Raw genomic sequence first — 14,892 nt, 5'->3', positions numbered from 1 at the left:
CGCACGAGCACCTCGTAGAACACCGCCCGCTTGAACCACAGCGGGTCGTGGGAGGTCTCGTCCGAGTCGCCGGGAACCGTCTGGCGCAGGGCCTGCTCGGTGAAGGGTTCGGACCCGCTCACGGCACACGCCGCACGGTCAGCACGTGGGCGGGCTCGCTCGGGTCCAGCCGGACGTAGTTCTCCCGGCCCCACTGGTAGGTCGCGCCGGTCATCTCGTCGTGTGCCTCGAAGGTGTCGCCCCACTCGAGCCCGAGCGCGGGCATGTCCAGTCGCACGGTCGTCTCCCGGGCCATGTGCGGGTCAAGGTTGACGACGACGATCACGAGATCGTCGCCCGGGCCGAGGCGCTCGGGTTCGGAGGCGTCGGCTCCCGCGGTGCCCAGCCGTTTCGAGAACGCCATGATCTCGGGTGCGTCGGACTGGTGGATGCGCAGGTTGCGCAGCCAGTGCAGGGCCGGGTGCGCGCGCCGGATCTGGTTCAGGCGCGTCAGATAGGGGGCCAGCGTGGTCCCCGCCCGCTCGGCGCCCGCCCAGTCGCGCGGCCGGTACTGGTACTTCTCCGAGTCGAGGTACTCCTCGCTGCCCGGCCGGACGGCGGTGTTCTCGAACAGCTCGTAGCCGGCGTACACCCCCCAGGTCGGGGAGAGCATCGCCGCCAGGACGGCCNGGATCCGGAACGCCGCGGGGCCGCCGCGCTGCAGATACTCGGGCAGGATGTCCGGCGTGNTCACGAAGAAGTTCGGCCGCATGTAGTGGGCCGAGTCGACCAGTTCCCGGGCGTACTCCTCCAGCTCCCAGCGCTCGTTCCGCCAGGTGAAGTAGGTGTAGGACTGGGTGAAGCCGACCTTGGCGAGTGTGTGCATCATCGGCGGGCGGGTGAACGCCTCCGCCAGGAAGAGCACGTCCGGTTCGGTCGCCTTGACCTGGCCGATGAGCCATTCCCAGAACTCGACCGGCTTGGTGTGCGGATTGTCGACCCGGAAGATGCGCACCCCGCGGGCGGTCCAGAAACGGACCACGCGCAGGATCTCGTGATAAATCCCGACCGGGTCGGAGTCGAAATTCAGCGGATAGATGTCCTGGTACTTCTTCGGTGGATTCTCCGCGTAGGCGATCGAGCCGTCGCTGCGGACGACGAACCATTCCGGGTGGTGCTTGGCCCAGGGATGGTCCGGTGCGCACTGCAGCGCCAGGTCGAGCGCGACCTCCATTCCGAGGGAACGCGTCCGCGCGACGAAGAGGTCGAAGTCGTCCAGTGTCCCCAGGTCCGGGTGCACGGCGTCGTGGCCGCCCCGCACACTGCCGATCGCCCAGGGCGAGCCGGGATCGTCCGGGCCCGGTACCAGTGTGTTGTTCGGCCCCTTGCGGTTGACCTCGCCGATCGGGTGGATCGGCGGCAGGTAGACCACGTCGAAGCCCATCGCGGCGATGGCGGGCAGCCGCTCGGCGGCGGTGAGGAAGGTTCCCGAGCGCGGCGGGTCGAGGCTGGCGCCNTCCGATCGGGGGAACATCTCGTACCAGCTCCCGTACAGCGCGCGCTGTCGGTCGACCCACACGCGGTACAGCGGTGAGCGGGTGACCAGCTCGCGCAGCGGGTGCTCGTCCAGCAGGCGCACCAACCGCGGGGCGCAGGCCGGGGCGATGCGTTGGCGCGGGTCGGGGAGGTCGTCGTCGCGCAGCGCCGCGACCGCCTCGGCCAGCTCGGCCCGGTTCGGCTCCGGCAGCCCGGGCAGCGCGCGCAGCAGCAGCCGGGCGCCGTCCTCGAAGTCGACGGCCAGCTCGTCCGCGGTCTGGCCGGCACCGACCTTGAGCTCGATGCCGTGGCGCCAGGTGGCCACCGGATCGGTCCACGCCTCGACGCGGAAGCCCCACAGGCCTTCACGCCCCACGGTCAGATCCGCCTCGTAGCGGTCCGTGCCCGAACCGGACGGTTTCATCCGGGTGAACGGAGCACCCTGACCGTCGGGACCGGAAAGTACGACATTTGCCNCGACGAGGTCATGGCCCTCGCGGAAGATCGTCGCACTGACGGTGANGGTTTCCCCTTCCACCGCCCGCGACGGCCACTGGCCACAGGAGACGACCGGGCGCACGTCAGAGATGACAACCCGGCCTACTGAACGTCCGATCATCATGGGGACCTTATCCAGACGAACCACGACTCAATGGTCGACCCTGCACATGGCGTTCGATGGCACCGCCACGTGAACTGCATGCAACCACCGGATGGGCCTGTGTTGCTTCAGCGGTGTGTCTGGTCGTGCTGCGCCGATGGTCACGGTCCTGACCGATGTTCCCGGCTTGCTCCGGTCGTTAACCTTCCGCCGGGAATATTGCTCCCGTTGATCTTGTAGTGCTGCTGGAGGTCCAGCTCCTNGGGTCGGGCCGCCGGATCGTGAACCGCCCGCGCGGCCATTTCTGACGGTGTGCCCATCGGGCTGCGGGTGTCACGTGACGATCAGTCGGTGTGTCGGCTGAGTGACAGACCTCGCGGACAACGGTGGGCCTTTGGTGGTGGCAGGCTCAGTGATCTGGGAACTACGACGGACTGTCGTTCGTCTCGCTAACACGGAACTGTTGGACGTGGACCGGTGGACGTGGACCTGCGGAACGCGAACGCTCGTCGACCAGAGCACCGTGACAGGGGAGGCGTGGCACCGGAGCGGCGGCGTGTGGCCGGCTCGCGGCGGGTGGGAGTACGGCCAGGCGGCCGTGCGCCCTCGCGCGCGTTCGCGGCGCCCGGTGCGGTCGTCGGCGTGCCACCGGGCTCGTCCGGGGCCGGGGCGCGTTCGGCGGGGCGCCGGTGTGCGGCCAGCGGTTCCGGGCCTGTGACGTCACTGGTCACCTCGGGCCCGCGCGGGCCGCGGGCGGACACTCCGGTCCGGCGTGCGGCCTTGGGCGTGATGTGTGACGCAGTAGGCTGCCGCCGCCCGTACCCCTGGGTGGGGCGGCTGGCCCGCGGGCAGTGTGACGTCGGCCGGCCGGTGGCCCCGGTCCGGCGATCATTCCGGAACGTCAGACCCTGAACATCGAATCTGGAGGAGCAGTGGGAGTCAGCCTCAGCAAGGGCGGCAACGTGTCGCTGACCAAGGAGGCGCCCGGTCTCACCAACATCGTCGTCGGTCTCGGCTGGGACGTGCGGACGACCACCGGTGACGACTTCGACCTGGACGCGAGCGCGATCGCGTGCCGGGCCGACGGCAAGGTCGTCTCGGACGGGCACTTCATCTTCTTCAACAACCTGAAGAGCCCGGAGGGTGCCATCGAGCACCAGGGCGACAACCTCACGGGTGAGGGCGAGGGCGACGACGAGAAGATCAACGTCGACCTCGCCGGCCTGCCGGCCGAGATCGACAAGATCGTCTTCCCGGTCTCGATCTACGACGCCGAGAAGCGGTCGCAGAGCTTCGGGCAGGTCCGCAACGCGTTCATCCGGGTGGTGAACGCGGCCGGCCAGTCCGAGATCGCGCGTTACGACCTGACCGAGGACGCCTCGACCGAGACCGCGATGGTCTTCGGTGAGGTCTACCGGCACGGTGCGGAGTGGAAGTTCCGCGCCGTCGGCCAGGGCTATGCCTCCGGACTCGCCGGCATCGCCCGGGACTACGGCGTCAACGTCTGATCGGCCGGAAGCGGCGTGGTGGCACCCCGGGTAGGTGGTCCGACCCGGGGTGATCGCTGAGTGGGTTTCCGCCGGCGTCGGATTTCGGTCATGTGGACGAGCCTGTGCCTGAATACGATGCGCGGTGTCCACACCGCCGGGACTACCCGGTGCACTGGATTCAACGCCCGGCGACAGCGCGGTGATGTCATGAGTGGTGGGGTCGGTACGGACCGCGGTCCCCACCCGCGAATGCCTGTCGGAGCACTGCGACTCGGTCCGGGAGGTGTTCGCTAGAAGTGCATGCGCTTCGGATATTTGGTTGGTCGCTCGGGATCACGGTGATCGGGATTGCCGCGGCCGGCGTCATCGGTGGCGGCGACGCGGCGGCGGTGGTCGCGATCCTCGCCATCCTAGAGATCAGCCTGTCGTTCGACAACGCCGTGATCAACGCGACGATCCTGCGACGGATGAGCGAGGTCTGGCAGCGGCTCTTCCTGAGCCTCGGCATCATCATCGCGGTCTTCGGGATGCGGCTGCTGTTCCCGATCGTGATCGTCGCGCTCACCGCGCATCTGAGCCCGGTGGAGGTGTTCGACCTCGCGCTCAACGACGAGGCCGAGTACGCGGCGCGGCTGCACGACGCCCACCCCTCGATCGCCGCCTTCGGTGGGATCTTCCTGTTCATGATCTTCCTGGACTTCATGTTCGACCCCGAGCGTGAGGTCCAGTGGCTGAGGTGGCTGGAGGAGCCGGTCCGCAAGGCCGGCCAGCTGGACGTGCTGCCCGTCGTCACCGCGCTCATCGCGCTGCTGGTCGTCGGTGAGGCGTTCTCCGGCGACCACACCCAGCAGGTGCTGACGGCCGGGGTCGCCGGTCTGGCCACCTACCTCGGCGTCCGCGGGCTCGGCGAGTTCTTCGAAGCCCAGGGCATCGGCGCGGAGGAGGAGGACGAGGCCGCCGCGGGCAGCGTGGCGGCTGGCGACGGCACGCAGAACGGCCAGGCGGTGCCCCAGCGGCGAACCGGTACGCCGAACCTGGTCCTTGCGTCCGGCCGGGCGGCCTTCTTCCTCTTCCTCTACCTGGAAGTGATCGACGCGTCGTTCTCCTTCGACGGAGTGGTCGGCGCGTTCGCGATCTCCCAGAACATCTTCGTCATCGCGGCCGGACTCGGCATCGGGGCGATGTACATCCGGTCGATCACCGTTTACCTCGTCCGGCGCGGGACGCTGGGTGAGTACATCTTCCTGGAGCACGGCGCGCACTACGCGATCGGTGCTCTCGCGGTGATCCTCGCCGTCTCCATCGAGACCGAGGTGCACGAGGTCGTCACCGGGCTGATCGGTGTCGCGTTCATCGGCCTGGCGCTGGTGTCCTCCATCCGTTTCCGCGCGNAGGAGCGGAAGGCGGCGGCGAGCGACCCGGGCACCGGTGCCGACATCGCGGACGGCCCGGCCGACTCCGAGGGGCCGAGCATCGGGGACGGTGACGGCGTGCCGGCGGTCCGCACCCAGACCTGACGGCCGCCGGCCGCTCTTCGCCCGTCCTTATCTCACCGTCGCCACACCCACCAACCGCGAGGGAGCGGATCATGGGAATCGACTACAGCAAGCGACCCGCGGCGCCGGCGGCTGGACCACCGGTGTCGCTGAACAAGGTGACGCTCACCAAGTCCGCGCCGACCGTGTCGCTGAGCAAGCAGGGCGGCGGCGGCCGCCTGCACGTCAACCTCAACTGGAGTCAGAACGGCGCCGGCGGCGCCGGGGGCAAGGGCGGCTTCCTCAAGCGGGTGCTCAGCGCCGCGGGCGGTGGGGTCGACCTCGACCTCGCCTGCCTGTTCGAGCTGGCCGACGGCCGTTCCGGCGTCGTGCAGGCGCTGGGGAACGCGTTCGGCTCGTTCGACAATCCGCCCTACGTCCAGCTTGACGCCGACGACCGCACCGGCGCGGCGACCGGCGGCGAGAACCTGTACGTCAACCTTTCCCGGATCGCCGAGATCCGCCGCCTGCTGGTCTTCGCCTTCATCTACGAGGGGGCGGCTTCCTTCGACCAGGCGAACGCGGTGGTGACGCTGACTCCGGCGCAGGGGGCCCCGATCGAGGTCCATCTCGACGAGCGGGCGGGTGGTTCCCGCATGTGCGCCATCGCGCTGCTGACCAACACCGGCAACGACTTCAGCGTCAGCCGTGAGGTCCGGTACGTCGGCGGTCACCGTGAGCTGGACTCCGCGTACAACTGGGGGCTGAACTGGACTGCCGGCCGCAAGTGACCTGAATGTCATGGCTTGGCCCCGGTTGAGAGGATCGCCGGAAGGGTGCAGGCTGTGCGCAGTGTCCAGTGCCCGCGTTCCGGAATGATCCGTCCAGTGCCGCCTCCTGCCGGGGAAGGGCGTTACACCATGTTCCAGCCACGCCGCTCCTCCCGCACTGGACGTACCGGTGCCGGCTCCGGCCCCGCACCCTCGGACGAGGGGCGGGGCGGGGCCGGGGACACCTACCGGTGGTTCGCGCCCGATCCGCCGCCTGACCCCGCGGACGAGCAGGACGCCGGGCGGGGCGACGCCGACTGGGACGCGGCGGCGGACAGCACCGATCCGGGCCCCGGTGGATACCCCCGCCGTGGCCAGGTCGCCCCGGCGCCGGTCGCCCCGGTGCCGGTCGGGCGGCGCTCCGCCGAGCACGCCCAGGGCGGCCGGGAGTCGGTGTTCGCGCCGGAGAGCTACGAACGAGCCGGGTACGGCCCCCCGGAGGGAGCCGAGGATGCCGAGGCCCGGTACCGGCCCGGGTCGGCAGGCCCGAGCCACCGGGACGCCGCCTACCGGCTGCCCGCGTTCACCGGCGACGGGTACGACCCCACCGGGCGTCCTGACGACGCCGGCCGCTACGGCAGGACGGGTCGTTACGACGAGGCCGACCAGAACGGCGCGACCGGTCGCTACGGCGAGCCTGTGCACCCCGACGACCCGGAACGCTTCGACGACCCGGGCCAGCGGGACGGGACGGGGCAGCGCGGCGGGTACGAGGGCGCCGGTCGGCACGACGGCGACCCTCGGTACGGCGCTGCCGCTCGGGCCGGCGGGTACGAGGGTGCCGGCGGGTACGACGGTGCCGGCGGGTACGACGGTGCCGGCGGGTACGAGAGTGCCGGTAGGCAGGGTGGTGCCGGTGGTTACCGCGGTGCCGGCGGGTACCGCGAACCGGGAGCTTCTGAGGACCTGGACCGGTTCGGTGGCGCCGGGGACTACGACCCCGCGGGGGACTACGACGCCTCAGGGGACTACGACGCGGCTGGAGGTTACGGCGGCACAGGTGGCGAGTACGGCGCCGCCGGGCACGACGACGCCTTCCAGCGCGACGGCGGCGGTGCTGACGGCTATGGCGCTGACCGCTTCGGGGCGGCCGACGGGTACGGGGCCGACGGGTACGACGGGGCTGCCGGCTACCCCGCGCCCGGCCGGCCGGCCGATGCGCCCTACCCCTCTGATGCCGGCTACCCGGGTCCCGATGACACGGACACCGGCTACCCCGGGGACCAGCCATACCAAGGAGACGCTGACGACCTCCCACCGGTGCCCGCAAAGAAGATCGACTTCTTCCGGCGCGACGACTCGCCTCGTTCGGAGCCCGCGGTGCCGCTCGTGCCGCCGCCGACGGTGTCGGNCGACTTCGCGCAGGACAGTCGCGAGATCGCCCGCCCGGAGGCTTTCGACCTGCTGGACTACGAGATCCTCGGCGGAAGCGCCCCCCCGCGGGATGACCTCGCCCCGGCCAGGGATGGCCGAACGCCAGCTCGGGGTACCGCGGCCGCCGGAGCCGCCGTTGTCCCTGCCGACGGCGCCGGCGCCGAAGAGGCAGACTCCGGAGCTGTCGGCGCCGGAGCGGTCACGGATCCTGCCGCCGCGAACCCCTCGGCCCCGGGCACGGACGGCACCGTTTCTGACCGCACCGCCGTTTCTGACCGCACCGCCGTTTCTGACCGCGCCGCCGCTGCCGGCGCCGCCGACGAGCGCCCGGCCCCCGCGGTGGACCCGATGACGTCTTCGTCGCGGGTGCCGGCCACCGCCCTCCCGGGCCTGCGCGGCGCCGACACCGCGGGTGGAAGCGCCCCTGGCGGCGCCCACCCCGGGGAGCCGACCCTCGACCAGCGGGCGCTCGAGCGTCTTACCGAGCGGGTCGACGAACTCGTCCGCCTGCGCCGGCACGACGCCGAGCTCGTCGACCGGCTGCATGCGGAGAACGGCCGGCTGCGCGGCGGCGAACTGACCGAGGCGATCACGCCGTTGCTGCGTGGTCTGATCCGGCTCTATGACCAGATGAGCAGTCTCGGCGCCGAGGACGGGCAGAGCGTGGCGGGGATCCTGCGCAAGCAGCTGCTCCAGATCCTCGACCTGGCCGCGGATGTCCGCCCGTTCACCCCGGAGGTCGGTGATCCGTTCGATCCCGGCCGGTGCCTCGGCGTCCGCAGGGTCGACACGGACAGCCCGGCTCTGGACGGCACGGTCGCGCGGACGGTGCGGCCCGGTTTCCTGCGCGGCGAGTCGACAGTCGTCCGGCCCGCGGAGACAGAGGTCTACCGGTCGCGCTGAGTGCCGACGCGGGCCTCCGTCCGTGTCCGCGTGTGTCCGTATGTGTCCGTGTGGACACGTGTGGGCCTGCCTGGGGGCGGCCGGCTACAAGTACGCCTGACGGCCCCGTCATCATCATGAGGCAGACGCCGACGGGGACACCGCGGGCCGCGGGCTGTCGGTGGCAGCAGTCGTCAGCGGAAGGGAAGATCAGACGGTGGCAGGCACCAAGGTGTTCGGAATAGACCTGGGCACCACCTACTCGTGTATCGCCCAGGTCGACGAGTACGGCCGCCCGGACGTCATCCGCAACATCGAGTCGCAGCCGACGACTCCCTCCGCGGTCCTCTTCGACGCCGGCAGCGCGGGAATCACCGGCGGTGAGAGCGGTGAGAGCGGCGCCGGCGGTGAGAGCGGGGCCGCGGGCTCCTTCGTGGTGGGCTCGCAGGCCAAGCGCCAGGCCCGCATCCGTCCTGACGACGTCGCCCGGCTCGTCAAGCGGCACATGGGCACCTCGGACTGGCGGTTCGTCGCGCACGGCGTCGAGTACAGTGCCGCGTCGGTGTCGAGCCTGGTGCTCAAGGCCCTCGCCGCGGACGCGAAGCGCGCGACCGGGATACCGGTGACCGACGTCGTCATCACCGTCCCGGCCTACTTCGGTGACGAGGAGCGCAAGGCGACCAAGCTCGCCGGCGAGCTCGCCGGCCTCAACGTGGTCGACATCATCAACGAGCCGACCGCCGCCGCGTTCGCCTACGGGTTCGCCCAGGACGGGCAGTCCGCCTCCACCGTGCTCGTGTACGACCTGGGTGGCGGAACCTTCGACACCACGGTGATCCGGCTGGACGGCAACGACATCACCGTGGTCGCGACCGACGGCGACCACGAGCTCGGCGGCGCCGACTGGGACAACGAGATCGTCCGCTACCTGGCGCAGAAGTTCGTCGAGGAGCAGCCGGACGCGGGTGACCCGCTCGACGACGTCTACGACGAGCAGGAGCTGCTCACCGCGGCCGAGGACGCGAAGCTCGCGCTGTCCGGGCGGGAGAGCGTGGACGTCCTCGTCGTGCACGGCGGGCGGCGGTGCAGCGTCACGTTCACCCGCGCCACGCTGGAGGAGATCACCGGGCCGCTGTTGCAGCGCACCGTCGACCTCACCGGCTCGGTTCTGCAGCGGGCGAAGGAGAAGGGGGTCGACACCATCGACCTGTGCCTTCTCGTGGGCGGGATGAGCAAGCTGCCGGCGGTGGCCCGCCGCCTCGGCGAGGCGTTCGGGCTCACCTGCCGGCTCGCCGACCCCGACCTCGCCGTGGCCAAGGGTGCCGCGGTCTACGGGCAGAAGAAGGCGCTGGAGCGGGATGTCCGCGCCCAGCTGGTGGAGAGCGGGCGGCTGCGCCCGGACCAGCCGCTGGACGCGGCGGCGACGGGTGACCTGGAGGTCGCCGCGGCCGCGAGTGCCGCCGCCGCCGGGCTCACCACCTCCTCCGTGGTCGATCTGGTGCGCACCCGGGTGACGGACGTCACCTCCCGCGGCTTCGGGATCTTCGCGGAGGATCGCGGGACGGCGGTGGCGGCCTTCCTGGCCCACCAGAACGACGCCCTGCCGATCCAGGTGAAGCGCACCTTCTACACGATCTCGGACGACCAGGCGGAGGTCGACATCCGGGTCTTCGAGCAGGGCACCGGGGTCGAGTCGACGCGCATCCAGGACAACAAGGTGATCGTGGCCGGCGCGATCAGCGGCATTCCGGCCGGTCACCCCCGCGGCACACCGGTCGAGGTCACCTTCGAGATGGGGCGGGACCAGACAATCAAGGTCACCGCGACCCATGTCGGTGCCTCCGAGCCGCTGGTGCTGCGGGTCACCGCGGGCGTCGGCAGCGAGAGCATGAAGTCGGAGGAGTCGGCGAAGGTCAGTCTCCTCAAACAGCGGGACTGACCACTGCCGTGTCCGCGGACCAGGTTGGGGTCCGTACCCTCGTCCTGGAGCGGAGAGTCCCGGGCGGGCGTTCGGGCGTGCGGGCGGCGGCTAGCGAGGGTGGAGCGGTGAGCGCGGCATTCGACGGCAGCGGCTACCGGCGACGGGTCCTGGCTCCGCTGCGCGCCCGGACACCGGTGGACACCACCGACGCGTTCTGGATAGCGGATCTCGACCCGCGCGAGGAGCACACCGACTCGGAGGTGGCCGCCCAGCTCGCCCGGGTGATGGCGTTCCTGCAGCGGGAACGCAACTCGGCGAAGTACGCGGCGCTGGCGACCGAGCTCGTCCGCCGGCGCGCCGAGTGGGAGGCGCCGCTGCTGGACGGCGACCTCCGCGCGCGGCTGCGTCACCAGGTGCTGGAGGCCCGGCGCAGCGGTGACGCGGAACGGCTCGCCAAGGTCGACGGCTACCTCGTCACGCTGCGTGATCGTTTCGGGGGTATTCCGGCGTCCCGGGTGGACGGCCTGCGGCGGCTCGCCGCCGCCGCCGGTGTGCCCGGGCCGGCGTTCGACGCGCGGCTCGCCCGCGAGACCATCCTTCCCGACGGGGAGGGCGCCGGGGTGCGGGCACTGGCCCCCGAGGTCCGCAACCAGATCCGCCAGCGCCTGGCGGACCTGCGTGTGCTGCGCGGCGGGGACCAGCTCGGCACGGCGTCGCTGTGGGACTTCCTCGGCGTGGAGCCGGACGCCGGGCCGGAGCGCATCCGCGCCGCCTGGGAGGCGGTCGCCGCGGGCAACGCCCGCCGCCCGCACGACCGGGAGAAGACGCTGACGGCCGACCTGCTGGCGCTGGTGCGGTCCCGGCTGATCGAGAGCGACCCGGCGGCCTACACGGCGGGCCTGCTGGCCGATGTGGCGGACGAGCTGCGCCCCACCGTCGAGGAGCATGTGGTGCTCGACGGTGAGCTGACCGCGGTCGCCTACGAGGGCCTGGTCCGGGCGGCGCTGGCCGCCGGCGGCGGTCTCGGGGCGGAGCGGGTGAAGTCGGTCATCCTCGGCATCGCCCGCGATCTCGGCGCCCCGGTGAGCACCGGCGGCCCCGTCGACTACGTGCTGTGCCCCGGCTGTGGGCGTCCCGAGCCGGTCGGCGGTTCGCTCACCTGCCGGTACTGCGACGCGAAGCTGTACACCTCCTGCCCCGCGTGCGCCGCGCTCACCGAGGCGGCCGCGGTGACCTGCCGGCGATGCCGGCACAGCCTGCGGGAGGTCAGGGCGGCCGGTGACGCGCTGACCGCGGTGCGCCAGGCGCTGGAGGGCGGGCGGCCCCGGGAGGCCCGTGACGGGCTGGCCCGCCTCCGCGCCGCGCTCGCGGCGGCCGGTCCGGCTGCCGGCAACGGTGTGGCCGGGGCGGCGGACGAGCTTGAGTCGCTGGTGCGCGCGGCGCTGGGTGCCGCCGAGGCCGGCTGGCGCGCGCTGGCCGAGGAGCGCGCGACCCTGCGCCCGGACGCGGCGGTCGAGCGTGCCCGCTGGCTGGTGGCACGCGCCGCGGACATGCCGGGCCCGGACGGCCGTACGCCGGCGGAGGTGCTCGGTGAGCTGACCGCGGAGCAGGCGGTGATCCGGCGCCGGGTCGAGGCGGCCCGAGGGCTGCCACCGGACCAGCGGGAAGCCGCCCTCGTCGCGGTGCTGGCGACCGCGGCGGACAGCCGCGAGGCGCTGGCCGCGCTCGCCGCCCTGCCGCTGGAGCCGCCGACGGACGTGACCGCGGTGCCGGTGGACGGCGCCGTCGTGCTGCGGTGGCGGCCGTCCCCGTCCGCGGGGCCGGTCAGCTACAAGGTGGAACGGATCGTCGTGGAAGCCGGGTCCAGGCGGGTCGACCGGCAGCCCCTGGGCACGACGAGCTCCACCGAGCTCTCGGACGCGGGTGCCCCGGCCTGGGAGGCGGTGCGGCACGAGGTGACGGCGGTGTCCGGCGAGCGGCGGTCCCGCCCGGTGAGCACCGCGCCCGTGATCGCGGTACGCGACCTCACGGACCTGCGGGCCGAGGCGACTCCGGCCGGTGTCCGCCTCACCTGGCGGCCCGGCGGGCCGTCGGACACGGTGACGATCGAGCGGACGGTCGACCCGGGGTCCACCGCCGCCGCCCCGGCCCGGCGTGCCCGGGTCACCGGCGCCAGCTTCCTGGACCCGGATGTGCTGCCGGGCGCGGGTTATCACTACCGCGCGTTCGTCGAGTACGTCGACGTCGACGGCAGCCCCGCGCGGACGGCGGGGGCCCAGACGACGTTCGGCGTCGTCGCCCGCCCACGGCCGGTTACCGACCTGATGATCGGCACCGAGGACGACCAGGTCTCGTTGCGCTGGACCGCGCCGGCCACGGGGGAGGTGCGGGTCTACACCGTGCCGGTGCCGACCACCGCCGCCGCGGGCTCCGGACCGCTGGCCCTGCTGGGGCCGGAAGGCACCCAGCTGCCGCTCACCGAGCTGGTGCCGCCGCTCAGGCTGGTCGGCGCGAGCCGGAACGGGCATCTGCGGGACGCCGCCGCTCCGCCTGACGCCGGTACCGGTGAGCTGATCTACGTGCCGGTCACGGTCTCCGGCGACCTGGGTGTCGTCGGCCGGTCCGTGCGTCACCGGGTGGCCGCCGCTGTGCCCGCCTTCTCCGCCGGCCCCGCCTTCTCCGCCGGCCCCGCGGCCGCCGGCCTGCCCGGGTCCGCCGGGATACCCGGCGTCCCCGGGCACTTCGGTGCGACGTCAGCACCGGCGACGCCCTCGTCCACCTCGTTCGCCGCGCCGGTCTCCGCTGGTTATGGGCCCGGCCAGGATGTCCTGCCGCAGCTCGGGGGCCCGCTGCCGGCCCTCTCGCCGGGCACCCAGCCGGTGGTGATCGACGTCATGCCGCCTCCGGCCCCGGCGGTCGCCGCGGTACCCGCGGCGGCGGCCTCCACGGCGCCGGCATCGCCCCCCCGAACGCAGCCGCCGGCGCCCGCGCCGATCTCCCGGCCGCAGGCATCGCCGCCGCCACCGCCGCCACCGCCGCAGACACCGCCACCGCCACCGCCGCCGCCGCAGACACCGCCGCAGACGCTGGCCGCACCGCAGACGCTGGCCGCACCGCAGGCACCGGCGCCGCCATACGGTTCGGCTCAAGCCCCGGCGCCGGCTCCGCCGCCCGCACCAGGTCACCCCCCGGTCGCGGCTCCGGCACCGGGGCCGCTGCCGCCGCCCTCGCCGAGCGTGTCCGCGCCGGACCTCACCGACCTGACCTCGGTTTCGTACTCCGTGGCGAAGGCCGGCTGGCGGCGGCGGCGGGTACTGCGGGTCCAGGTTCGCTCCACCGGGCCGACGCCCCGGCTCGTGCTGGTCGCCCGGCCCGGTGAGGAGCCGCCCGGCGCCCCGGCCGAGGGGCAGGTGCTCGCCGACCTGGAGGCCGGTCCGAGCTCGGGTTCGTGGACCATGGAAGTAACGCTGGAGGGCGCCCAGCTGCCGTGGGGGGTCAGGCTTCTGCCGGTGGTGACGCCGGAGGGGCCGGCGGTGTGGGTCGACCATCCTGAGGACGCCCAGCTCGTCATTCGCTGAGAGTTCGTCCGAACCGAGAAGGAATTCTCCGCAGCGCACCCACTCGATCAGGCCGGGCCTGGTCAAGGGCCAGTTGTGTATCCGTTACTTAAACTCACGGTAAGCGGATGGTAGGTGCCGGTGGGTTTTCCCGGCAACGCGCCGGATATTTCCCGGTAGGACCACCCCCGTTCTGGTTAGTCCCTTACGATGAGGCACGTCAGTCGAATGTAGTGCGGCCGGATTCTTCCCGATCCGGCACGCGAAGCCGGAGATTCGGACGGACGCCGTCGGCTCTGGCACCGACGCGGCGCGCTGGGCCCTCACCAGGACGGTGGCGGGCTCGGAGGGGACGAGCCGCGGGCGGCCCTTGTCGGTCCGTCGTGTGCCGGACCGTTGTCCGTCGATGATCCATGCCACGACCGAAAGGCGGCACGCGAGCATGGCCTCGACAACCGGCGGCCGACCGACCCCTCGGGTCGACCGTTCATCCCGAGCCGGGTCCTGCCGGCGTTCCAGAGCTGTCTCCCTGTTCGGCCCGTGGGAGCTGTTCGGCCTGTGGGAGCGGCGCCGCCGCGGCCGGCTCGGCCGCGGGCCGCGGCTGAGCCTGACCGCCGCGTTCGCCCTGTTGCTGCCGTTGGCGCTGGTGGCGCCCGCCGGCGCGGCCCCCACCAGCACCAAACCGAGCCCGACCCGGCCGGCCGGCCCGGAGGGTGCCGGCGGCGCCGAGGGCGCGGGCGGCCAGGAGGTACCCGTCACCGGCCTGACGGCGGGGCCGGCGGCGACCGGGGCACCGACCCTCACCGTGGTGCTTTTCGACGGTGACATCGTGCTCGCGGGCGGCCGTGGCTTCAGCCCCGGCAAGGACGTCGCCGTCACCGCCGCCACCGCCGACCTCGGCGGATCCGCGACGGCCCGGGCTGGGGCGGACGGCCGGTTCATCCTCGGATTCCAGGTGCCCGCCGGTTTCTCCGGCCGGGTGACGGTCACCGCCCGGCAGGACTCGCTGGAGGCGAGCGGCACCCTCGATGTCGTCGAGACGGAGCTGGTCGCCGCGGACCAGGCGGGGGAACCGGAAGCGGATCCGGCGGAGGACCCGGCAGAGGACCGGGTGGTCTCGGCGCCGACCACCCCGGCCACTTCGACCCCGGCCACTTCGGCTCCGGCCACCTCGGCTCCGACCGCTTCCGCGGCGCCCCGTCCGTCCGCGAGTGCGTCGGCCGGTGGCGGGTCGCGTTCGGGTGCCG

General features: G+C 72.6%; 5 protein-coding genes and 6 pseudogenes. 5 read left to right on the top strand and 6 right to left on the bottom strand.

Annotated features, from left to right (window positions below; genetic code table 11):
- The 6 genes and pseudogenes from UG55_RS41700 to UG55_RS41675 all read right to left on the bottom strand — a co-directional run.
- Window positions 1–194: pseudogene (locus UG55_RS41700) on the bottom strand (trehalose synthase); the annotation flags it as partial.
- Window positions 119–668: pseudogene (locus tag UG55_RS41695) on the bottom strand (alpha-1,4-glucan--maltose-1-phosphate maltosyltransferase); the annotation flags it as partial. The pseudogenes UG55_RS41695 and UG55_RS41700, both read right to left, overlap by 76 nt.
- Window positions 669–729: 61 nt before the next feature.
- Window positions 730–1,495: pseudogene (locus UG55_RS41690) on the bottom strand (alpha-1,4-glucan--maltose-1-phosphate maltosyltransferase); the annotation flags it as partial.
- A 1-nt stretch (window position 1,496) separates the two neighbouring features.
- Window positions 1,497–1,991, bottom strand: a pseudogene (locus UG55_RS41685) (maltotransferase domain-containing protein); the annotation flags it as partial.
- Between the two features lies 1 nt (window position 1,992).
- Window positions 1,993–2,037: pseudogene (locus UG55_RS41680) on the bottom strand (hypothetical protein); the annotation flags it as partial.
- Between the two features lies 1 nt (window position 2,038).
- A partial coding sequence (locus UG55_RS41675; protein ID WP_242424936.1) for a maltotransferase domain-containing protein occupies window positions 2,039–2,137 on the bottom strand: 99 nt, incomplete at its 3' end.
- A 911-nt stretch (window positions 2,138–3,048) separates the two neighbouring features.
- On the opposite strand from UG55_RS41675, the gene UG55_RS22035 reads away from it, so the two are divergent.
- The 5 genes and pseudogenes from UG55_RS22035 (at window position 3,049) to UG55_RS22010 (ending at window position 13,666) form a co-directional block, all read left to right on the top strand.
- The gene (locus tag UG55_RS22035) at window positions 3,049–3,624 is read left to right on the top strand and encodes a TerD family protein (RefSeq protein ID WP_066072539.1); all 576 of its coding nucleotides are present in this window, start codon (window positions 3,049–3,051) and stop codon (window positions 3,622–3,624) included.
- Between the two features lie 278 nt (window positions 3,625–3,902).
- Window positions 3,903–4,997, top strand: a pseudogene (locus UG55_RS22030) (DUF475 domain-containing protein); the annotation flags it as partial.
- Window positions 4,998–5,194: 197 nt separating this feature from the next.
- Entirely contained in the window at window positions 5,195–5,872 is a 678-nt protein-coding gene (locus tag UG55_RS22025) for a Tellurium resistance (RefSeq protein WP_066072533.1), read from the top strand.
- A 2,512-nt stretch (window positions 5,873–8,384) separates the two neighbouring features.
- Window positions 8,385–10,106, top strand: coding sequence for an Hsp70 family protein (locus UG55_RS22015; RefSeq protein WP_066072527.1), 1,722 nt, complete (start codon window positions 8,385–8,387; stop codon window positions 10,104–10,106).
- 107 nt (window positions 10,107–10,213) lie between these two features.
- Entirely contained in the window at window positions 10,214–13,666 is a 3,453-nt protein-coding gene (locus UG55_RS22010) for a hypothetical protein (RefSeq protein WP_066072524.1), read from the top strand.
- Window positions 13,667–14,892 lie beyond the last annotated feature (1,226 nt).

Origin of the sequence: Frankia sp. EI5c (assembly GCF_001636565.1) — a bacterium.
Classification (GTDB): Bacteria; Actinomycetota; Actinomycetes; order Frankiales; family Frankiaceae; genus Parafrankia.
Note: the sequence above shows the minus strand (reverse complement) of the source record. Positions and strands in the feature narration are given on the sequence as shown.

What these genes read in the sequence shown, in the direction of transcription:
- UG55_RS22025 (WP_066072533.1), top strand. Translation starts at nt 5,195, where the DNA reads ATGGGAATCGACTACAGCAAGCGACCCGCGGCGCCGGCGGCTGGACCA.